Source organism: Wenyingzhuangia aestuarii, from assembly GCF_011927765.1.
Classification (GTDB): domain Bacteria; phylum Bacteroidota; class Bacteroidia; order Flavobacteriales; family Flavobacteriaceae; genus Wenyingzhuangia; species Wenyingzhuangia aestuarii.
Window position 1 is genome coordinate 1 of sequence record NZ_JAATJG010000006.1, and the last position, 19,333, is coordinate 19,333.

Here is a 19,333-nt window from a genome sequence, read left to right on the forward strand (position 1 = left end):
AAATTAGCAAAACAGAAAAAGACACTCTTTATTCCTGAAACTTTTGATAATGGAGATACTAGAAAACAACTACTCGCTAGAAGTAGATATTTACTATACAAAGCTCCTTCGGATTGGACACAAAATCAATACTTAAGAAGTAAAATTTTATTCCAACAATACCCAGATATCAAAAAAGCATTCGACTTAGTGCAAAGTCTTAGAAATATATTTAACCAAGCTAAATCTATAAAAATTGCATACACAAGGTTAGCACAGTGGTATCATCAAGTAGAAAAATCAGGCTTTAAGGCTTTTAATACAGTCGCAAACACCATCTATAATAACTATCGATCCATATTGAATTACTTTAATAATAGAAATACAAACGCTGCTGCTGAATCTTTCAATGCCAAAATCAAAGCTTTTAGAGCTCAGTTCAGAGGAGTTAAAAACGTTGAATTCTTCCTCTTTAGACTCACCAATATTTTTGCCTAAAACACAACTTTTAGGTATGATCCCTTTTAAATTCTATTTTTTTTAAAATACATTCATAAAAAAAAGCTTAAGAAATAAATCTTAAGCTTTTAGTTTAAAGAGTTTTCAACTCTTGGGTGAAAGACCGGATTCGAACCGGCGACCTCCTGAACCACAATCAGGCGTTCTAACCAACTGAACTACAATCACCATTTGCGCGCATTTGCGTTAGCGGTTGCAAATATAAGAGGTTTATTGAGTTCTACAAAGAAAAAAGTTAAAAAATATCAGATAATTTTTCAATGGCCACGTAACGTTCTGAGGTAAAACCTTCTGCGTAATTTACACCAATGATTCTTCCTAAATCTTTAGCTCTATAATCTACACTTTCAAAGAAATTTTTACTGGTAATAGGCGATTCTGGCTCTTTACTATTCGGATCGTAGAACTGAGACTTGAATGCTTTGATGGCATTTTCTTTTACATCCATATAATCTGACACATCTACAACAAAATCTGGCTCTATTCCTTTCCACTGAATGTAGTGATAAACGTTTTTAGGTCTCCAAGCTTCTTGTTCCCCAAAACCTATATCTGTTTTAATAGCTCTTAATCCCGATAAAAAACAAGCATCAGAAGCTAACTTACTCCCTTTGGCATGATCTGGATGTCTATCTTCAATAGCATTACACAACACAATGTCTGGTTGGTACTTTCTAATAATCTCTACAATCTTTAATTGGTACTCTTTGGTGTTTTCTAAAAAACCATCAGGTAGGCCTAGGTTTTCTCTAACCATTACTCCTAGAATTCCGGCAGCCGCTTCTGCTTCCATGGCTCTAATCTTAGGTGTTCCTCTAGTTCCTAGTTCTCCTTTGGTTAAATCTAAAATTCCTACTAATTTTCCTTCTGCTACTTCTTTGGCAATGGTTCCTCCACATCCTAACTCTACATCGTCTGGATGAGCACCAATGGCTAATATGTCTAATTTAAAACTCATAATTAATCTGTAATCCAAGAAATAATACTTGAATCATTCGGTTTTGTTTTAGGGTTAATAATCTGTTCTAGTTTACCGTCTCTACCTATTAAATACTTTTGAAAATTCCATTTTACTTTAGAATCTTTAAAACCATTTAATTTTTTATGGGTTAAAAACTGATAAATTTCTGCTTGCTTTTTTCCTTTTACATCTACTTTAGACATCATAGGAAACGTTACTCCGTAATTTAATTGACAAAATTCTTCTATTTGTTGATTGTCGCCTGGTTCCTGAAATAAGAAATCATTTGACGGAAATCCTACAATTACAAAATTATGAAGATCTTTGTATTGGGTATAAATTTCTTGCAATTGTTTGTACTGCGGTGTCAATCCACATTTAGAAGCTGTGTTTACAATCATTACCTTCTTCCCTTTTAAGGTCGAAAAATCAAAATCATTTCCTTGTAAATCTGTCACTACAAAATCGTACAAATTGGTTTTGTTCGTGGTTAATTTTACTTTAGAACTTTTAAAGGCATAAATTCCTATAAAGACTAAAGGAAGTAAAATATAAATATATTTCATATATAGCTGTGTTTATTCTTGTCTCAAAGATAGGTTACCACTTTGTCGTAATCAAATGTAATTTATTTCAAGGTAGTGTTTAGAATAGTTCTTATTTTTGAAATCTATGATTAAAGTTTGTGTATTAGGTGTGGGTAAGGTTGGAATTCATTTGATTCATGAATGTATCAACAATCCATTTGTTGATTTGATTCAAATTTACAACCGATCTGTTAAAGGAATGGAATTGTTTAAAGAAATGCTCCCTTGTACGCAAAGTATTTTAGAGCTTAAAAAAGCAGATCTTTATATTATTGCTTTACCAGATAGTATTTTGCCTACTTTGGATTTAAATCATTTAAACGGTTTGGTGGTTCACACATCGGGAACGGTTCCTTATGCTAGCTTAAAAGCAAAAAAAAGAGGAGTTTTTTATCCTCCACAAAGTTTTACCAAAGAGAAAAAAATTAGCTTTAAACAAATTCCTTTGTGTTTAGAAACGGAATTTTCTACCGATTATGATCTGTTGGATGAATTTGCTAGAAAACTATCTAGAGTGGTTTACAAAGTAGATCAGGCAAAAAGACAAAAACTACATTTAGCAGCGGTGTTTGCCAATAATTTTGGGAACAGAGTAATGGGAATTGCTTATGAAATTTGTCAAGAAAACGATTTGGATTTTAGCATTTTACAACCAATCATTCAAGAAACCTTTTTAAAAGCACAAATTTTCCCTCCACATGTTTCGCAAACAGGTCCGGCACTTAGAGGTGATGAAAAAACCATACAAAAACATTTTAGTCAATTAAAAGGTACAGACTTAGAAGTCTATAAAATATTAACAAAATCTATACAAGAAAAACATGGCACTGAGTTATAAAGAATTATTAAACGATGTAAAAGCATTTATTTTTGATGTTGATGGAGTCTTAACCAACGGAATGGTTACCATTTTTCCAAACGGAGAATTGGTGAGAAACATGAATATTAAAGACGGATATGCTTTAAAAAGCGCTGTAGATGCAGGATATCCTGTTTGTATTATTTCTGGAGGAAGTAACGAAGGAGTAAGAACTAGATTGCAAGGTTTAGGAATTACTGAAATTCATTTAGGTGTGCATGATAAAATTGAAAAGTACCATGAAATTTTAGAAAAACACGGTCTAAAGGCTGATGAAATTGTATACATGGGAGATGATATTCCTGATTATCCAGTAATGGAATTGGTAGGAATGCCTTGTGCTCCCCAAGATGCAGCTCCAGAAATTAAAGCCATTTCTAAATATGTATCGCCCATTAAAGGTGGTGAAGGTTGTGTACGTGATATTATTGAACAAGTATTGCGTGTACAAGGAAAATGGAATGGAAAATTCTACGCTAAATTTGATTAACAATGCTTGTTTCTATTGGTCAATTTCAATTAAAAAAACGCTCCTTATTACCAGAGTTTTTAATGTTGTCTAAAACTATTTACAAACAATCTAAAAAAAGTAAAGGAAACTTAAAATCGGAATTAAACAACGAAGGGATTCAAGTATTTTACTCTTTTACGCATTGGGAATCTATGCAAGATATGCTACAATTTGTACATTCTGATGCGCATGGAAAAGCTTTAGAAGAAACGGAAAGACTTTGCAAAGAAGTTTCTTTTTTGCATTATGAAACTACTGAATTTGTAGATTTAAAAACAGCCCAACAAGAATTAAAAAACAACAGTACAACAAGAAGGATTGTTTATTAAAACATGCTAAAACCACCATCTCTTTATATTTTTTTTAAACCTAATTCCTTAAAAAGATTCATAAAGAGTGGTTACAATAACTCCTTTGTTATGCTGTAAAACAATACGATTAAGCTCTGTTTGAGTCTTTATTTTTAAATCAAACGGTGCTGCTAAAACATCTACACCACTTTGTTTTTTGATTCGAATTCCTTGCCCAGAAATGATATCTTTATTGGGAACAAACACTCCATTTGGTAGGTGTTCTGTTAAAATAATATATTTAAACTTTGTTAATTTGGGCAACACCTTTTGTATTTCGGTATTAGACAAGTGTTGTAAAACTTGTCTAACAATAACACAGTCTCCCATAGGTAAAGCATCAGTGGCAATATCCAAACAATAAAACTCTAAGTTGCTATCTTGAAAGGTATTTTGATTGTGCTTTATCAGTTTTTCTACAATATCTACTCCTATGTACTTTTTTGTAGAGCTAACAAAGTCCTTTCCTATATTAAAATCGCCACAACCTAAATCACATACAACAAGAGGTGTATGGATCCTTTTAAAAAAAGATAGAATCGCTTGTTTATAAGGCCCTACAATTTCTTGATCATGAGAGCCCTCCCCTGAGTAAAATTTAGAAGTTCCTTTGGTCCCCCAAAGCTTCATTTCATAAACTTGCTCCATTGCTGCTTTTGTAGGCCAAGGCTTTTTAGCGCTCTTTTTTTTCTGTTCTTGATTCATGCTCTGATTTAAAATCACATCAAAAATACACTTATAAAAACAATGTTTCAATTCTTCTGTTTTTATGTACCTTTTAATCTTTTCAAATAAAATTGAGGAAGAACTCAATTAATTACAAAAGCAAAGGAGAACTTATTTATATTTACCGCGTGAAAAATAAGATTTTACATATTATTCTTTTAACGGCCGTCTATTGCTTTGCCATTAGCGCTGCTCCTAAGTTGTTTGCTGTTATAGAAAACAGTACAACTTCGGCTATTTCACAAGAAAAAAATATCCTAGAAGTTTCTGTAAAACTTTACTGTCCTGTATTATCTGCAGACAGTATTGTAAGCTGTCCTAATAATTTACCTGTTCCTAATATTAAAAATCATTTTTCTGATTTTTTAGCTGTACTTCAAGCATCGGAACATTTATTTTTAAATCAACTTTCTGAAAACACGATCTTTTTAAGAACTGTGTTGGTTCAATACAGAAAACTAGATCTTCTTTTTCCTTTCCAATATTTTTGGTAATACTCTTTGTTTACACAAGTTTAGTTGATCTCTATTTCATAAAATAAAGAGAACAACACATTGAAAACAATTTAGAATCGTATTACTTAAAATAGACCCCATGGATATAGAAACTTCCATTACGGTGGCTGTTATACTTTTTATATGTATAACTCCCTTTGCCATGATGCACCGTAGCAATAAACAAAAAGAAGCTAACTTATTACAATCTTTAAAAGAAATAGCTAGCCAACACAACTGTAACATTCATAAACACGAGTTTTGTAATAATTATGTGATTGGACTAGACAGTCATAAAAAACAACTTTTTTTGTTTCAAAAACAAAGAGAAACCAACATTTCTAGAGTTGTAGACTTAAGCAACATTCAAAAATGTCAAGTTCTCAAAACAAACAAATCTACCGGTAATAAAGATCTTTTAGAAAAAATAGAGCTTGGCTTTATAGGTACCGATCAAAACAAGGTTGTAGAGAAACTGGAAGTGTATAACGAAGAATATGCAGAGCTTAGAGGAGAATATCAATTGGCTCAAAAATGGACCAGCGAAATAAATAAAATTCTTTCTTAACCCAAAAAGGCTTTATGAACAATCATAAAGCCTTTTTCTATTTGTTTTACTCAAGTTAATAAGCATCTACATCAATATTAATTCTAATAGCTCTAAAACGTCCAATAGCCTCAAACATAACCCTTAATTTTCTAAGATAGTCTTTGGTAGCTACTACCGATTGTTTGGGTGGAATTTTAACAATTAATTGCTTAATGTATTGGTTACGAACTCTAGAAACACTTGGTGCTGTTGGTCCTAACAAATTTTTACCAAAACTGTTTTTTAAAGATTTCCCCATCCACTCAGCACCCTCATTCAGCAAATTAAAATCTTTGTGTTTTAAGGTAATCTGAATAATTCTATAATAAGGTGGATAAAAGAAATTACGTCTATCTGTTATTTGTTCACCATACATTTGCTCATAACTACTAGTAGTTACTTGCTGTAATATTTGATGATAAGGATTAAACGTTTGGATGTATACATTACCTTGTTTTTGACTTCTTCCTGCCCTACCCGATACTTGCGTTAGCATTTGGTAACTGCGTTCATGCGCTCTGTAATCTGGAAAATTTAGCATGTTATCAGCATTTAACACTCCAACCAAACTCACGTTTTTAAAATCTAATCCTTTAGATAGCATTTGAGTCCCTACCAAAATGTCTATTTCTTGATGCTGAAAAGCTTCTATGATTTTTTGATAGCCATATTTTCCGCGAGTGGTATCTAAATCTAACCTACCAATATTGTGTTTGGGAAAAAGGGCTAATAATTCTTGTTCTATCTGCTCGGTTCCAAAACCTTTGCTATTTAAATCGGTACTCCCACAAGCATCACATTGTTTGGGAATCGCACGGTGATATCCACAATAGTGACAGCGTAATTCTTGTTTAAACTTATGCTCTGTTAAACTTACATCACAATTAGGACATTGGGGAGTTACCCCACAAGTTTCACATTCTATTAAAGGAGCAAAACCACGTCTGTTTTGAAACAAAATAACTTGTTCTCCCAAGTCTAAAACATCTTTCATTTCTTTTAACAACAAGTCTGAAAAATGTCCTGTCATCTGTTTTTTTCGATGCTTTTCTTTGATGTCTATCAACTGAATTTTGGGCATTTGTACATTTCCAAAACGTCTGGTTAAAGTAACCAACCCATACTTTCCTACTTTGGTATTGTAATACGACTCCAAACTAGGTGTTGCAGAACCTAACAAAATAGTGGCTTTGTGAATTTTAGTCAACACAATGGCTGCATCTCTTGCGTTGTATCTGGGAGCAGGATCAAATTGTTTGTAAGAAGCTTCGTGCTCTTCATCTACAATTACCAATCCTAAGTTTACAAAAGGCAATAAGGTGGCAGAACGGGTTCCTAAAATAATCTTCGCTTTTTCAGAACCTGTTAGAATGTGATTCCATACTTCTGCTCGCTCGTTTTGAGAATATTTAGAATGATACACACATAAATCATCCCCAAAAAACTTTTGTAATCGGATGATTAATTGCGTAGTTAAAGCTATTTCTGGCACTAAAAACAATACCTGTTTGCCTGTCGCAATCACTTCTTTAATTAAATGTGCATAGACTTCTGTTTTTCCACTTCCGGTAACTCCATGAAATAAACACACATCATGCGTACTAAAACATGCTTTAATTTGATGAAATGCTTCTTGTTGATGGGTGCTTAATGTGGGGATTCTCTGACTTGCTTCCTCAAAAACAATACGATCTGTTTGAATTTCGTAAGCTTCAAAAATCCCTTTATTTTCTAATCCTTTACAAACTGAAGTACTAATCCCCGAAGTTTCTAAAAGTTCTTTCTTTTTTATAGGTGTTGGACTTTTGGTTTTTAACATAAAGTAATGCATCACCAAAGTTCGCTGTTTTTCGGAACGAGATAACAAAGCTAAAAGTTCCTGTAGCTTTTCTTTAGCTTCCCACTCCGTTGCCAAACGAATATAAGTCACCATTTTAGGCTGGTATTGTTCGTAAATTTCTTCTTTTAAATGAACAGCCTCTATCGCTATCATGTTTTTAAGAATGGGAAATACATTCTTTTTAGACAAGATATTTACTACTTGGGCAATGGTTAACTGAGATTGCCTTTGTAAAGCTTCATAAATTAAATAAGCATCTGGTGTTAACACATCGGACTCCTCAAAATTAGGATTGGCCAATACAATGGTTTCACTCTCTAACAAAAAAACGGAGGGAAATGCTGCTCTTAGCACTTCTCCCAAAGAACACATATAATAAGTAGCAATCCATTCCCAATGTTTTAACTGTTCTGTATTTAAAACGGGAGTATCATCTAGAATTTGATAAATATCTTTGGCTTCATAAGCCTGTGGCTCTTCTTCGTGTAGCTTGTAAACAATTCCTGTATATATTTTACTTTTCCCAAAAGGCACTGCTACTCGCATTCCTATTTTTAAGAAATGATATTCTTCTTTAGTAATACGATAGGTGAATTGCCTTTCCAACGGAAGGGGCAATAACACATCTACAAAATAAGGTTGAAACAGCAAAACTTTAAGTTTTTAAGGTTTACAAAGAAATAAGTTTTTAAGAGGAGTGCAAAATGTTTGTTACAGAATTATACTATACATACAAACTTATTTAAGAGAACTATGGGTAAAACAAAAACGCATTTGACAAATCAAATGCGCTTTTTAAATTTCTCTTTCTTTTTCAATGATTACCTTCTAAAATTAGAAGATGTAAATTCTTAAAATTTCCAATAAGTATACACACCAACCCCGTAATTAAAGGTCACATCGTTGTCTATTAGATTCTGATTGATGGGCAATTGTGTATTTACTCCCAAAATTAAATCTTTGGTTTCTAACTGCAGTCCTATATTGGCATTGGTCATATAACCTTTGGTTCTAGAGTCAACAATATCAAATCTTTCAGATGCCAAAAAATAATCATAACTCAATCCTGCTATAGGAGCCAAACTTAAATTGTTTCCTACAGGGAATACATAAGATGTATTAATATTTACTTGGGTTTGATTTCCGTATTTAAATTCATCTTTATTTTTTCCTTTGATAAAATACATCGCACTTACATTTACAGACCATTCGTTTTGATTGTAATTGTACTGTATTGGTAACAAAATATCTAAACTTCCTGTTCCTAATTGAGCTGCAGATGTTTGGTTTAAGCTAGAGTTTTGCAAATCAAACTCCCCAGTGGGTAACTTTAGTCCTGCTCCAACTTTTAAACTGTGATTACTATTTATATTTAAAAGATTGATAAGACCATACACACTAACATCTCCTATTCCACTGTTACTAACATTACCTGATATTTTATACCTGTGATTAAACCTATAAGGAACAGTAGCATTAACTTGTATTCTGTCTGTTATTTGATATTGCCCCGAAAGACTTATTGTATTTACATGATCATCTGCTAAAGGTTTATTAGGATTTGCATAATTTTGCAAATACTGAAAATGCATGTAATTATAGGTGAAACCTACATAATTCCCTCCTAACACATTGGCAAAACTGCTGCTGTTAGAAGATCCACAACCACAAACATCGCAAGCGTAAGTGCTCGTAGAAACAATTAGTAATAGGGTGAAAAATATTTTAGTTAGGGTTTGCAAAACGTTCATCATTTATAAATTCGTTATCTGTTAAAGTTTCTAAAAAAGCTAAAATGGCAACTTTTTCATCTGGTGTCATAGGGATTCCTAAAGTCTCATCTCCATTTTCATCTGTACTGATTAACCTACTATCTAAATTATCCATTCTTGTTATCATAGGGTAGGCATCATCGTCATAAAAGTCTAATACCCTTTTTAAATTTAGCATTCTACCATCGTGCATGTATGGATTTGTTTTTTCAACATTTCGTAAACTGGGCACTCTAAACTTGTAGTAATCATCACTCTTTTTTAATTCTTCTACGGTTGCAAAAGGATTTGAAGACGTAATTCTTGCTCTTCCTGTTTCATTTTCTAAACTAGGATTTTCTCCTATTCCATTGTTTATAAATTCTTGATTGGTAAATAACTGTCCACTATGACAAGTAGCACATTTTTGTTTAAACAAATCCAAACCTTGTTTTTCTAATTCTGTAAAACCCCCTCCTTCTTCTCCTCTAAAGTATTTATCGTACTTAGAATTAGAAGAGACCATAGCTCCCATAAACTGAGACAATGCTTTTAAAAAAGTAGCTTGATTAATAGCATCTTCTTTTTGAAATACCTTTGTAAACAACTCTTGGTATTCAGTATCTTGTTTTAATTTGGCAATCACATTCTCCATCGTTTCATCCATCTCTACCTCTTCTCTAATAGGTATTAATGGCTGATCAATTAATTCATCCTTAGCTCCATCCCAAGTGAAATCCTCTAAAAAAGCTAAGTTTTGTATGGGTTGTGAATTTCTTGTTCCCACAACACCTGCATGTACACCTTCACTTAGATTGTGCCCATGATGTGTAAATGCGTGCGATTGATTGTGACATTCTGCACAACTAATTCCATTGTTTAAAGACAACCTATTGTCATAAAACAACTTTCGACCTAATATAAATCCATCTGTAGTAATAGGATTGTCCTCAAAGTCATAAGTAGCAGCAGGAAAGTTTGCGGGTTGTTCAAATGTAATTTCAAAATCAGTATAAACCTCCCCATCTTTTCCACAACTCACCAAAACAAGCAAAAACACAAATAAAATTGTATTGTATCTCATATCCTTAGATAAAAATACAGTCACAGCTATTAAAAAAAAACTGTGACTGTTATGTTGTTAGTGAGAATGTGAATCTTCAGAATCCTCACCATCATGAGAATGGTCATCCATTTCTACATCTTCTAAATTAATTGCTGCTTCATTTGGGTGTAAATGATGAACTTCAAAGATATTTTCATAATTGTCTGAGAAAATTTTAGAAGCATCATCTGTACCTCCATGAGCATTAATAGCATCGTAAGCAACTGCTACCCCTGGAGCATCTGGCGTAAATAATTTTTCTATAGATACAATTGTATGTATACTTGGAGATACCTTAGCTGCAACTGTTAAAGTTTCAGGCAAAATTAAGTTTACAGTTCTAAACAAATCTACATTTCCTCCTTTATTCCCAACATGTATATTTAAATTTTTAGGAACTGTATTTTGATTATCTAGATTAGAAGCTTCAATTTTGGAAAAAATGTACAAGTTAGAATTCCAGTCCCAATGCATGTCATCGTCTGCTAATTCATATAATTTAGCTTGTTCCTCAGTACTTCCGTTAGCAACATCTTGACTTACTCCTACACCAAAAGAAATACTTTTATAACTTCCTTCAGGAATGTCTGTTAAATAAACTTTTATGGTATTTGTTTCATCTGCATTGGCCAAGTCAACTAACTGAGCAGCATCGTTATTAGACAAGGCTATCACCTCATCATTTGTAGTTGTTAATTTAACGTCAGACACTAGAAACTTAAACACCGTAAGTTCTAAAGATTGTTCATTCTTCTCAGAGTCTGTTAAGGTAAATTGATCTCCTAAGGCTAAAGAATGTTCTAATTTTAAAACAGCAGAAACATGAGTTGCTTGATTGGTATTAATGTTATCATCATCATTGTTACAAGAAAATAAAGTAATAGTTGTTAAGGCTAAAAAAGCCCATTTTTTTAAGTTGTTCATTTTTTTTGATTGTAAAATTTTAAATAAATAGGTAGATGTATACTTTCCAATTCCTATTAGGAATTAAGTACAAAAAAGGCATAGCTATGCCACCGAAATTTAAAATTTATACAATAGGAGGTCTATAAACTCCTTTTCCAACTAAGTGTTGATAAAAAGTTGTGTGATTGTTAAAAGACTGCTTGGTAGAAGTCTCTATAATCTTAATAAGGGGTTGTGATACTTCTTGAAAGTAAACAGGAAAGAAAGCCAAACTAAGATCTATGACTGCTTCTGAATTGGTATCAGTAGATGCAGCACTAATTTGTTTTGCCAAATGACATTGTCCGTTACATTGTAACTCTGGTTTGTCTTTGTTTACACAATATTTCTCAATAATTTCATTAATGTGAGTTTCATAATACACCACATTACCTACATAAAATGCAGGTCTTACAGACAGAGCTGATAAGAGTACTATGATGATGAAATTTTTAAACATTGGGTGCAAATATAATTAGAATAAAAAAATCTAAGCTATAATTAACTTAGATTTTTTTATTCTTTTAAGATTTTATTAATGTCCTCGCAGGCTCTAAATGCGGGTTCATAAAAACAAACTTATTTAACCATAATTGTAATTCACTTACTTCGTGTGGTAACAAACGTTTGGTTGCTTTGTTTAATTCGTTTACAAACAGATCTAAATCAAAGCTTACTTTTTCAAGTATGGTCAAGGTATAAGAGTACATTTCTCTCGCCATCTTTTTCTTTTTTTATGCAAATATAATTGATAAAAGTTCTTTATTATCTATTATATCGCATAAAAATTATATTTATTATAAAAAATTAACAATTTTTTTAATAGATGATAATGTAGGATAATCGTGAATATCCATAACCTCCTGAGCTACTGTCTCAAATTGCCAAATGGAATGAAAAGGAACATGAATAGCCTTTGCTCCTATTTCTAAAACAGGTAGTATATCCGACTTTAAAGAGTTTCCTATCATTAAAAAATCTTTGGGAGCAATATCCAAATGATTTAAAACTCTTTGATATCCTTCTGGATTTTTTTCACTCATTACTTCTACGTGATGAAAGTAATTTAGCAAGCCAGAACGCTCTAACTTTTTTTCTTGATCTAATAAGTCTCCTTTGGTCAATACTATTAATGTATAGTCTTTAGATAAGGTTTCTAACACTTCTACAATACCTGGTAGCAATTCTATGGGTTTGGTTAGCATATTTTTACCAATCTCTAAAATTTGCTTTGTAATGGTTGCTGGAAGTTTGTTGTTAGACAGTTCTGTAGCACACTGAATCATAGATAAAATACAACTCTTAACTCCATAACCATACAAAGGAATATTCCCTGTAATCACCTTATAGAGCTCTTGTTGAATTTTGTTTTCCGTTTCGTAAATGGATAACAATTTGGCAAATTGATCTTCGGCCTCTCTAAAATAAGGTTCGTTTACCCAAAGTGTATCATCGGCATCAAAAGCAATAACTTTGTACTTAGCCATGCTGTATCATTTGTTTGGCTTTTTCTAAATCTTCTGGAACATCTATTCCTATCACTTTAAAAGGAGTTTCTACCATTTTCATTTTCATGCCGTGTTCTAAGAAACGAATTCCCTCTAATTTTTCGGTAGCTTCGTTCTGACACATTTTCATTTTAGGAAAGTTTAACAAAGCATATCTTCTAAACGCATAAATTCCTATGTGCTTGTAATACGTTACCTCTACTTCTTTATCTCTTGGATGTGGAATAGGAGCTCTAGAAAAATACATCACACAATGGTTATTGTCTAACACAACTTTTACATTGTTTGGATTTACAATTTCGTGCCAATCTTCCATGGTATGTACCAAAGAAGCTACGGCAATTTCTCCGTGAATGTCTTTTTTAAACACCTCTATTAAATCTGCCAAAGGTTCTTTTCTTGTAAAAGGTTCATCCCCTTGTACATTGATAATTATATCACCCGGAACACTGTCTGCGGCTTCAGCAATTCTATCAGAACCACATTCGTGCTCTTTTAAGCTCATAATTACCTGACCCTTGTTGGCTTCTATTTCGGCTTTAATTTCTTCGCTATCCGTTACTACATAAACCGCATCAAACAAACCTGTATTTACAGTTGCTTCATAAGTTCTGGTAATTACGGTTTTACCACACAAATCTCTTAATAGTTTCTTTGGGAATCTTGATGCCTGTAAACGAGCAGGAATCATTGCAATTACTTTCATATTAATGAATTATTTACCAGAATAAGTTACGTAATTTCTTGGCGTTTCGTACAACGTAATGGCCAAAGTTAAGTTTGAGGGAATATGAGCTCTTAGTCGATGCCAAATGTAGATAGAAATATTTTCTGCCGTTGGATTGGTTTCTTTAAACTCAGGGATTTCTAAATTTAAATTTTTATGATCTAAAATATCTTCTACCTCAGTTTTAATCAAACGTTTTAAAATTTTTAAATCCATTACAAAACCCGTTTCTTGATCCACAGGTCCGGTAACAGATACGACTAATTCGTAATTATGACCGTGGTAATTAGGATTGCTACATTTTCCAAAAACTTCAAAGTTTTTAGCATCGTCCCAATCGGGTCTAAACAAACGATGAGCAGCATTAAAATAAGCCACTCTATGTACTGTAATTTCCATTTATGATTCTTTTTTTGTCACTAACAAATTACCTAAAACTATGTATCCTATTAAAAAGAAAATGATAAAATTAAATCCAATAGAAGCTCCGTTTTTAATGAATAGATTTACAAAATCTGAATGGTATTGAAACATACAATTAACCAATGTTGCAAATAGTGAAAACAGAAAACCAATTAGAAATTTACTTTTTACCTTTTCCATTTATTGACGAATAAAATCGTAAAACTTTTCAAATATAATTAGAAACCAAGCTGTATACTTTTCTGGATTTGTTTCCATATCCTTTTTTACATCTTCTAAAGAAATCCATTTATAAGCTTCTGCCTCGTCTGGATTTAAATTAGGTTCGTCATTATAAATACCTGTTAATACATGGTCAAATTCATGCTCTGTTAAACCATTGTCAAACGGAGCTTTGTATATAAAAGAGCAAACATCTTTTAACTCGGTAGTAAATCCCATTTCTTCTTGCAATCTACGTTTCCCTGCCTGAATGTTTGTTTCTCCTACTTTTTGATGACTACAACACGTATTGGTCCACAACAAAGGGGAATGATATTTATCTGCAGCACGTTGTTGCAACATTAATTCTCCCGCATCATTAAAAACAAAAACCGAAAATGCTCTGTGTAACAAAGCTTTTTCATGGGCTTCTATTTTTTCCATTGTTCCAATAGGCTCGTCTTGTTCGTTTACAAGAATAACTTGATCCATATACTTATTTTAATATTTGAGAAGTGTGTTCTTTTGTTTTTACCTTGGCAATAACTTCAATAATTACACCATTTTCGTCAATTACAAAAGTAGTTCTATGAATTCCATCATATTCCTTACCCATAAACTTTTTAGGTCCCCAAACACCAAAGGCTTCTATTACTTTTTTGTCTTCATCGGCTAATAAAGAAAAAGGCAATTCTTGTTTGTTAGCAAAATTAGCTTGTCTTTTTACAGAATCTGCACTTACTCCAACTACTTCGTAATTTTGAGCTAAAAAAGTTTGATAGTTATCTCTTAAATTACACGCTTCTACCGTACAACCTGGAGTACTTGCTTTAGGATAAAAGAAAACAACTAGTTTTTTTCCTGCAAAATCGCTTAATTTTACTGTTTTTTCATTTTGATCAATCGCTTCAAAATTAGGGGCTTTATCTCCTACTTTTAACATCTCCATACTTTATTGTTTTTTTTAAGGAACACAAATATAAAGAAAGCATATAGGATGGCTAAACAGATAAACAGAAACTTATTGTTTAGATACACTCTATCTTATCTGGCAAAGATGTTTTTTCCGTATTTTTTAACACCAACAAAAGCCAATAGTAAAGCAACTAAAGGAAGTACAATCATATATCGGTACAAATCACTTCCTATCACAGAATAAATTAAAGCGGCTATTACCGGAAAACAAGCCATACAAAAAGAGTTGATCGCTTCACTAATCCCCATAATCTCTCCCTGTTTTTCTGGGTTTGCATTTACTGATATTAGAGAATTAAAGACAGGGAAACACAAGGAGAGTCCTAAATTTAATACATAATAATAAAGAATGTACAACACTAAATTGTCTGTTAAAGTAATAGCAATCAATCCTGCTATACAAAAAATTAAGCCTAAGACTAAAGTGTTAAAAGCTCCCATTTTCTTGACAAAAAACTTAGAAACAAATGCCTGATTTAGAGATAAAAACAAACCTATTACAAACATAAAAAATCCTAATTCTTTTACATCAAATGAAAATAAATCTACTAAAAACAAAGCCATAGTTCCTATGTAAAACCCCATCATAGCCGAAAAGAAAAATTTCATAGAAAACAAAACTCTAATAATAGGTGATGGATTTACTTTTTTAATTCTTAAAGGAATAAACAAAGTTTCCAAAATACTTACTTTCTTTTTTTGTGTTCTTTTTTCTTTAGGATGAGATTCTTTTAACCATTTAAAAACAGTAATTAAAGTAATGGTAGAAATGACAATAGAGGTTAATAAAGTTCCCATATAACCTATGGATGTAGCCGCTGTAATTCCTCCCAAACCAGGACCTATAATCATTCCTATTCCTGCAATTCCTCCTAAATAGCCAAAAATGTACGATTTTTCATCTCTCGTAGTCACATCACTTACATAAGCATTGGCTACGGATGAGTTTCCCCCTGTAATTCCATCTAGAATTCTAGACAAGGCTACAATCCATAAAGGAAAAGCAAATCCTAAAAACTGATATTCAGGTAGACTTAAAGCAATCACAAAAATAACCCAGCTGACCAAGGTTCCGGCCTGACTAATTAATAAGATGGGTTTTCTTCCATAAGTATCAGACAAAGCTCCTAGCATAGGGGCTCCAATAAATTGAAAAGCACTGTATAAGGTAATTAACAATCCGAAAACCCATTTTGGAGCTCCGTAACTATCTACCACAAAAGGAAGTACAGGCATTAAAATACTAAATCCTAATACATTTACAAACGTCAGTAAATAAGCGGGTATAAACTTTTTCATGTAGCAAAAGTAAGGATACCGTCTTATAAATATTAAAATTGAATACTATATTTTAAAAGTGATTTCTATCACTATAAACAAATAATAAACTCCTGAGGTTTTCTTATGTAAATGTTTATTTTTGACAGGAAACTCAGTCCTATGTTAAAACAAGAAAAAGTACAATTTGTACTAGACACTTTAGAAAAATTATACCCAGAAACCCCTATTCCCTTAGATCATAAAGACCCTTATACCCTACTAATAGCGGTATTAATGTCTGCCCAAAGTACCGATGAAAGAGTAAATATTTACACTCCTAAACTGTTTGCTAAGGCCGATAATCCTTATGATATGATTAAGCTGTCTGTGGATGAAATTAGAGAAATTATCAAACCTGTAGGTTTGTCTCCTATGAAAGCTAAAGGAATCTATGGATTGTCTCATATCTTAATAGACAAACATAACGGAGAAGTTCCTGCCAATTTTAAAGATTTAGAAGCATTACCTGCTGTAGGACATAAAACAGCAAGTGTCGTTATGAGTCAGGCTTTTAACATTCCTGCTTTTGCTGTAGACACCCATATACATAGACTAATGTATCGTTGGGGATTAACCAACGGAAAAAATGTAGAACAAACCGAAAAAGATGCCAAGCGTTTGTTTCCAGAACACACTTGGAACAAATTGCATTTGCAAATTATTTATTACGGACGTGAATACTCTCCTGCTCGTGGATGGGATTTGGAAAAAGATATCATTACCAAAACCATTGGTAGAAAAACAGTGATTGAGGAATACTATAAAAAGAAAAAATAAAATAAGGTTTGACATTAATTTTTGTCAAACCTTATTGTTTTTACCAACTTACTTTTCTGTAAGCTAACAGATTTTGAATAAGCTAACAGAAAAGAAATTGTTTCTGTATTTGGATTATTGGAATTCGTCATTTTTTTTTCTTCAAAAGAAGAATTTGTGTAGTTTTTTATCATATTGTATCGTTTAGTTATTTAGTAAACGACAAAAAATGGGTTTTAGTATTTTAATTAGAAATAATTATTTCTTTTTCATCTATGGTCTTTCGTAAATTAATTAAAGCATAGCGCATTCTTCCTAAAGAGGTATTGATACTTACATTGGTTTGTGCTGCTATTTCTTTAAAACTTAAGCCCATAAAAATACGCATTCTTAATACCTGTTGCTGATCTTCTGGTAAAGTTGCAATCAAACTTATAATTTTCTGAACCGTTTGCTCGTGTTCTATTTCCGTTTCAACAGCATTGTCTTCTACACCTATGAAATTTAAAACATCGTAGTTTTCTGTAGCGTATTTTGTTTTTTTACGTTTCTTATCTCTGTAAAAATCCATGGTTAAATTGTGCGCTATTCGTATAGCCCAAGGTAAAAATTTACCTTCCTCGTTATAAACCCCACGTTTTAAGGTGTTAATTATTTTGATAAACGTATCTTGAAACAAGTCGTTTGCTAAATCTCTATCGGCTGTTTTAGATAATATGTAACCAAATATTTTTTGTTGATGTCTTTCTATCAAAATAGACAAACAAGATTCATTTCCTTTTATATACTCAGAAACCAACTGAGCATCACTTTTAGCTTGTAACGAATTCATTTAGGGATGTTTTAAATGTGTTAAGTAGTCTTAAAAGTATAGGCAAGCGTAGTTTTAGTTTGTAGTTTCTATTTTACAAAAAACATACCAAATAGATATAATTCTGTATAAAACGAAAAAAACCAACAGAGTAATCTGCTGGTTTTTAAAATATTACACTTTGTAGATTCTTAAGATTTAGGCTTAAATACTCGTAACCAATCTACTTTCATATCATTGTTTTTACTAGGGTCATTCAAATCAATGTCTCTTGGCATTCTTCCTGCTTTTGCATGCCAATCTTGTGCTTCTACATTAATAATAATGTCCATGGCTTTGGTAAATCCTTTTCCTCCCTGGTATTCATAAGGATCTATAATACTTACTGTTGAGCTGTTATTAGCTTTTTCCAACATCTTAAAATCATATACTGTAGATGTTCCTATATTGGTGATTTTTTGTTTTCCATAACTAACATCTAACTTTCCGTTCGTCATCGTAGGATATCCATATTCCCAAACCCCATTTATTTTAGAGGCTACAGATTTATCATACAAAACTCTCACCAACTCTCCATCCATATAGTGTTCAAAATGTACAGGGCTTTTCCAATATACCCCCATGGTAACATATTTTCTCTCTCCATTAACATCACAGTATTCTCCCCAGCTTTCTACACCTTCTTTTTTTAACCAAGCTCCCTTATCTCTTGGCTGATAATCGGTAAATGGTTTTCTAATAAAAGAATGAATACTTACATGTATAGATTCTGCAAAATAAGCATTGTTAGGTTCTTTACCTCCATAACACTCTATAATGTCTATTTCTTGAGTAGCATCTGGACTTAACAACCAAACGTCCGATGCCAATGCTAAATTTGTTACACTTACCTTAGCTTCTATAAATACAGGATAACGTACCGTTTGGGTAGAAGTAATACAACCCGTACTAATACCGCTGGCAGGCATATTCATTTTTACTCTTTTTGATACAGGATTCGATTCATTATTCTGGTCCCATCTTGCCGATTTGATGATTAAATCACTCCCATCTACAGATACTTTATCATATTTCCAATAGGTTACTCCTGGTCCATCCCAAGCAGCATGGTAAAAATTCTTCCATTTGTTTTTCCCAAAAGTGATCAATTCATTACTCGGTTGGTAGGTGTAATTAAAATCATCCGACAAGTCTTCTTGAAATTCCCAGTTTGTTTCAGTACTTAATTGTTTAGGCAAAGGTATTTGCTGTAACTCGTGCACAGTTCCCTTTTTTTCTTGTACAATTTTATCCGTACTATTTTGGGTGCTTCCACAAGCCACAAAAGCCATACAGCTGATCATCATTCCTAAATTCGTTAATTTCATCTACGTAAATTTTAATTAAAAAGTTCGTT

General features: G+C 32.4%; 25 protein-coding genes and 1 tRNA gene. 7 read left to right on the plus strand and 19 right to left on the minus strand.

Annotated elements, in window-relative coordinates; translation table 11 throughout:
• Positions 1-477, plus strand: a 477-nt coding sequence (locus GGR97_RS07030) for a transposase (protein ID WP_167897818.1), incomplete at its 5' end; no start/stop codon positions are given.
• Between the two features lie 114 nt (positions 478-591).
• Here the strand turns inward: GGR97_RS07030 and GGR97_RS07035 are convergent.
• The 3 genes from GGR97_RS07035 to GGR97_RS07045 all read right to left on the minus strand — a co-directional run bounded on the left by GGR97_RS07035 (position 592) and on the right by GGR97_RS07045 (position 2,025).
• Positions 592-667 (minus strand) — tRNA-His (locus tag GGR97_RS07035).
• 66 nt (positions 668-733) lie between these two features.
• Positions 734-1,456 (minus strand): bacillithiol biosynthesis deacetylase BshB1, encoded by a 723-nt coding sequence (gene bshB1 / locus GGR97_RS07040; protein WP_167897819.1) that lies wholly within the window; start codon positions 1,454-1,456, stop codon positions 734-736.
• Positions 1,457-1,458: 2 nt separating this feature from the next.
• Positions 1,459-2,025: a glutathione peroxidase gene (locus tag GGR97_RS07045; RefSeq protein WP_167897820.1), complete on the minus strand. Its 567-nt coding sequence runs from the start codon at positions 2,023-2,025 to the stop codon at positions 1,459-1,461.
• Between the two features lie 106 nt (positions 2,026-2,131).
• On the opposite strand from GGR97_RS07045, the gene GGR97_RS07050 reads away from it, so the two are divergent.
• From GGR97_RS07050 to GGR97_RS07060, 3 genes are read left to right on the plus strand one after another with little or no spacing between them, the layout of a single operon-like run.
• Positions 2,132-2,884: a Rossmann-like and DUF2520 domain-containing protein gene (locus tag GGR97_RS07050; protein WP_167897821.1), complete on the plus strand. Its 753-nt coding sequence runs from the start codon at positions 2,132-2,134 to the stop codon at positions 2,882-2,884.
• Entirely contained in the window at positions 2,868-3,395 is a 528-nt protein-coding gene (locus GGR97_RS07055; RefSeq protein WP_167897822.1) for a KdsC family phosphatase, read from the plus strand. The genes GGR97_RS07050 and GGR97_RS07055 overlap by 17 nt, the downstream gene beginning before the upstream one ends.
• Before the next feature lie 2 nt (positions 3,396-3,397).
• Complete coding sequence (locus GGR97_RS07060; RefSeq protein ID WP_167897823.1) at positions 3,398-3,745, plus strand: hypothetical protein; 348 nt, start codon at positions 3,398-3,400, stop codon at positions 3,743-3,745.
• A gap of 48 nt (positions 3,746-3,793) precedes the next feature.
• On the opposite strand, the gene GGR97_RS07065 is transcribed toward GGR97_RS07060, so the two are convergent.
• Positions 3,794-4,471 carry a class I SAM-dependent methyltransferase gene (locus GGR97_RS07065; protein WP_167897824.1) on the minus strand — a complete coding sequence of 226 codons (678 nt, stop codon included), beginning with the start codon at positions 4,469-4,471 and terminating at the stop codon, positions 3,794-3,796.
• A 149-nt stretch (positions 4,472-4,620) separates the two neighbouring features.
• Between GGR97_RS07065 and GGR97_RS07070 the strand changes: the two genes are divergently transcribed.
• Together GGR97_RS07070 and GGR97_RS07075 are read left to right on the plus strand one after the other, a co-directional pair.
• Complete coding sequence (locus GGR97_RS07070; RefSeq protein WP_167897825.1) at positions 4,621-4,986, plus strand: hypothetical protein; 366 nt, start codon at positions 4,621-4,623, stop codon at positions 4,984-4,986.
• Between the two features lie 100 nt (positions 4,987-5,086).
• Entirely contained in the window at positions 5,087-5,554 is a 468-nt protein-coding gene (locus GGR97_RS07075) for a hypothetical protein (RefSeq protein ID WP_167897826.1), read from the plus strand.
• 55 nt (positions 5,555-5,609) lie between these two features.
• Here GGR97_RS07075 and priA read toward each other — a convergent pair whose 3' ends face one another.
• The 12 genes from priA to GGR97_RS07135 form a co-directional block, all read right to left on the minus strand.
• Positions 5,610-8,066, minus strand: coding sequence for a replication restart helicase PriA (priA, locus tag GGR97_RS07080; RefSeq protein ID WP_245229471.1), 2,457 nt, complete (start codon positions 8,064-8,066; stop codon positions 5,610-5,612).
• A gap of 200 nt (positions 8,067-8,266) precedes the next feature.
• Positions 8,267-9,166 (minus strand): transporter, encoded by a 900-nt coding sequence (locus GGR97_RS07085; RefSeq protein WP_167897827.1) that lies wholly within the window; start codon positions 9,164-9,166, stop codon positions 8,267-8,269.
• Positions 9,141-10,250, minus strand: a complete 1,110-nt coding sequence (locus tag GGR97_RS07090; protein WP_167897828.1) for a cytochrome-c peroxidase — start codon at positions 10,248-10,250, stop codon at positions 9,141-9,143. Before GGR97_RS07090 ends, GGR97_RS07085 begins: the two co-directional genes overlap by 26 nt.
• Before the next feature lie 57 nt (positions 10,251-10,307).
• Entirely contained in the window at positions 10,308-11,195 is an 888-nt protein-coding gene (locus GGR97_RS07095; protein WP_167897829.1) for an MbnP family protein, read from the minus strand.
• Between the two features lie 106 nt (positions 11,196-11,301).
• Positions 11,302-11,676 (minus strand): hypothetical protein, encoded by a 375-nt coding sequence (locus GGR97_RS07100; protein WP_167897830.1) that lies wholly within the window; start codon positions 11,674-11,676, stop codon positions 11,302-11,304.
• A gap of 64 nt (positions 11,677-11,740) precedes the next feature.
• The gene (locus tag GGR97_RS07105) at positions 11,741-11,938 is read right to left on the minus strand and encodes a hypothetical protein (RefSeq protein WP_167897831.1); all 198 of its coding nucleotides are present in this window, start codon (positions 11,936-11,938) and stop codon (positions 11,741-11,743) included.
• Between the two features lie 75 nt (positions 11,939-12,013).
• Positions 12,014-12,703 carry an HAD family hydrolase gene (locus GGR97_RS07110; protein ID WP_167897832.1) on the minus strand — a complete coding sequence of 230 codons (690 nt, stop codon included), beginning with the start codon at positions 12,701-12,703 and terminating at the stop codon, positions 12,014-12,016.
• Complete coding sequence (kdsB, locus tag GGR97_RS07115) at positions 12,696-13,430, minus strand: 3-deoxy-manno-octulosonate cytidylyltransferase (RefSeq protein ID WP_167897833.1); 735 nt, start codon at positions 13,428-13,430, stop codon at positions 12,696-12,698. The genes GGR97_RS07110 and kdsB overlap by 8 nt, the downstream gene beginning before the upstream one ends.
• Positions 13,431-13,439: 9 nt before the next feature.
• Positions 13,440-13,850 carry a 6-pyruvoyl trahydropterin synthase family protein gene (locus GGR97_RS07120; RefSeq protein ID WP_167897834.1) on the minus strand — a complete coding sequence of 137 codons (411 nt, stop codon included), beginning with the start codon at positions 13,848-13,850 and terminating at the stop codon, positions 13,440-13,442.
• Between the two features lie 204 nt (positions 13,851-14,054).
• Complete coding sequence (gene idi / locus GGR97_RS07125) at positions 14,055-14,567, minus strand: isopentenyl-diphosphate Delta-isomerase (RefSeq protein WP_167897835.1); 513 nt, start codon at positions 14,565-14,567, stop codon at positions 14,055-14,057.
• Between the two features lie 4 nt (positions 14,568-14,571).
• Positions 14,572-15,024 carry a thioredoxin-dependent thiol peroxidase gene (gene bcp, locus GGR97_RS07130; RefSeq protein WP_167897836.1) on the minus strand — a complete coding sequence of 151 codons (453 nt, stop codon included), beginning with the start codon at positions 15,022-15,024 and terminating at the stop codon, positions 14,572-14,574.
• A 95-nt stretch (positions 15,025-15,119) separates the two neighbouring features.
• Entirely contained in the window at positions 15,120-16,349 is a 1,230-nt protein-coding gene (locus GGR97_RS07135) for an MFS transporter (RefSeq protein ID WP_167897837.1), read from the minus strand.
• 141 nt (positions 16,350-16,490) lie between these two features.
• Between GGR97_RS07135 and GGR97_RS07140 the strand changes: the two genes are divergently transcribed.
• A complete protein-coding gene (locus GGR97_RS07140) occupies positions 16,491-17,147 on the plus strand; it encodes an endonuclease III domain-containing protein (protein WP_167897838.1) in 657 nt (218 codons plus the stop codon).
• A gap of 14 nt (positions 17,148-17,161) precedes the next feature.
• Here the strand turns inward: GGR97_RS07140 and GGR97_RS15245 are convergent, their stop codons facing one another.
• The 3 genes from GGR97_RS15245 to GGR97_RS07150 form a co-directional block, all read right to left on the minus strand.
• Entirely contained in the window at positions 17,162-17,320 is a 159-nt protein-coding gene (locus GGR97_RS15245; RefSeq protein ID WP_209272334.1) for a hypothetical protein, read from the minus strand.
• A gap of 50 nt (positions 17,321-17,370) precedes the next feature.
• Positions 17,371-17,958 (minus strand): RNA polymerase sigma factor, encoded by a 588-nt coding sequence (locus GGR97_RS07145; RefSeq protein ID WP_167897839.1) that lies wholly within the window; start codon positions 17,956-17,958, stop codon positions 17,371-17,373.
• 170 nt (positions 17,959-18,128) lie between these two features.
• Positions 18,129-19,304 (minus strand): LamG domain-containing protein, encoded by a 1,176-nt coding sequence (locus tag GGR97_RS07150; RefSeq protein ID WP_167897840.1) that lies wholly within the window; start codon positions 19,302-19,304, stop codon positions 18,129-18,131.
• Between the last annotated feature and the right edge of the window lie 29 nt (positions 19,305-19,333).

Excerpts from the sequence above, each read along its gene's own strand:
- bshB1 (WP_167897819.1), bottom strand. The coding sequence starts at position 1,456 with ATGAGTTTTAAATTAGACATATTAGCCATTGGTGCTCATCCAGACGAT.
- GGR97_RS07045 (WP_167897820.1), bottom strand. The coding sequence starts at position 2,025 with ATGAAATATATTTATATTTTACTTCCTTTAGTCTTTATAGGAATTTAT.
- GGR97_RS07050 (WP_167897821.1), top strand. The coding sequence starts at position 2,132 with ATGATTAAAGTTTGTGTATTAGGTGTGGGTAAGGTTGGAATTCATTTG.
- GGR97_RS07055 (WP_167897822.1), top strand. The coding sequence starts at position 2,868 with ATGGCACTGAGTTATAAAGAATTATTAAACGATGTAAAAGCATTTATT.
- GGR97_RS07060 (WP_167897823.1), top strand. The coding sequence starts at position 3,398 with ATGCTTGTTTCTATTGGTCAATTTCAATTAAAAAAACGCTCCTTATTA.
- GGR97_RS07065 (WP_167897824.1), bottom strand. The coding sequence starts at position 4,471 with ATGAATCAAGAACAGAAAAAAAAGAGCGCTAAAAAGCCTTGGCCTACA.
- GGR97_RS07075 (WP_167897826.1), top strand. The coding sequence starts at position 5,087 with ATGGATATAGAAACTTCCATTACGGTGGCTGTTATACTTTTTATATGT.
- GGR97_RS07085 (WP_167897827.1), bottom strand. The coding sequence starts at position 9,166 with ATGAACGTTTTGCAAACCCTAACTAAAATATTTTTCACCCTATTACTA.
- GGR97_RS07090 (WP_167897828.1), bottom strand. The coding sequence starts at position 10,250 with ATGAGATACAATACAATTTTATTTGTGTTTTTGCTTGTTTTGGTGAGT.
- GGR97_RS07095 (WP_167897829.1), bottom strand. The coding sequence starts at position 11,195 with ATGAACAACTTAAAAAAATGGGCTTTTTTAGCCTTAACAACTATTACT.
- GGR97_RS07100 (WP_167897830.1), bottom strand. The coding sequence starts at position 11,676 with ATGTTTAAAAATTTCATCATCATAGTACTCTTATCAGCTCTGTCTGTA.
- GGR97_RS07105 (WP_167897831.1), bottom strand. The coding sequence starts at position 11,938 with ATGGCGAGAGAAATGTACTCTTATACCTTGACCATACTTGAAAAAGTA.
- GGR97_RS07110 (WP_167897832.1), bottom strand. The coding sequence starts at position 12,703 with ATGGCTAAGTACAAAGTTATTGCTTTTGATGCCGATGATACACTTTGG.
- kdsB (WP_167897833.1), bottom strand. The coding sequence starts at position 13,430 with ATGAAAGTAATTGCAATGATTCCTGCTCGTTTACAGGCATCAAGATTC.
- GGR97_RS07120 (WP_167897834.1), bottom strand. The coding sequence starts at position 13,850 with ATGGAAATTACAGTACATAGAGTGGCTTATTTTAATGCTGCTCATCGT.
- idi (WP_167897835.1), bottom strand. The coding sequence starts at position 14,567 with ATGGATCAAGTTATTCTTGTAAACGAACAAGACGAGCCTATTGGAACA.
- bcp (WP_167897836.1), bottom strand. The coding sequence starts at position 15,024 with ATGGAGATGTTAAAAGTAGGAGATAAAGCCCCTAATTTTGAAGCGATT.
- GGR97_RS07135 (WP_167897837.1), bottom strand. The coding sequence starts at position 16,349 with ATGAAAAAGTTTATACCCGCTTATTTACTGACGTTTGTAAATGTATTA.
- GGR97_RS07140 (WP_167897838.1), top strand. The coding sequence starts at position 16,491 with ATGTTAAAACAAGAAAAAGTACAATTTGTACTAGACACTTTAGAAAAA.
- GGR97_RS15245 (WP_209272334.1), bottom strand. The coding sequence starts at position 17,320 with ATGATAAAAAACTACACAAATTCTTCTTTTGAAGAAAAAAAAATGACG.
- GGR97_RS07145 (WP_167897839.1), bottom strand. The coding sequence starts at position 17,958 with ATGAATTCGTTACAAGCTAAAAGTGATGCTCAGTTGGTTTCTGAGTAT.
- GGR97_RS07150 (WP_167897840.1), bottom strand. The coding sequence starts at position 19,304 with ATGAAATTAACGAATTTAGGAATGATGATCAGCTGTATGGCTTTTGTG.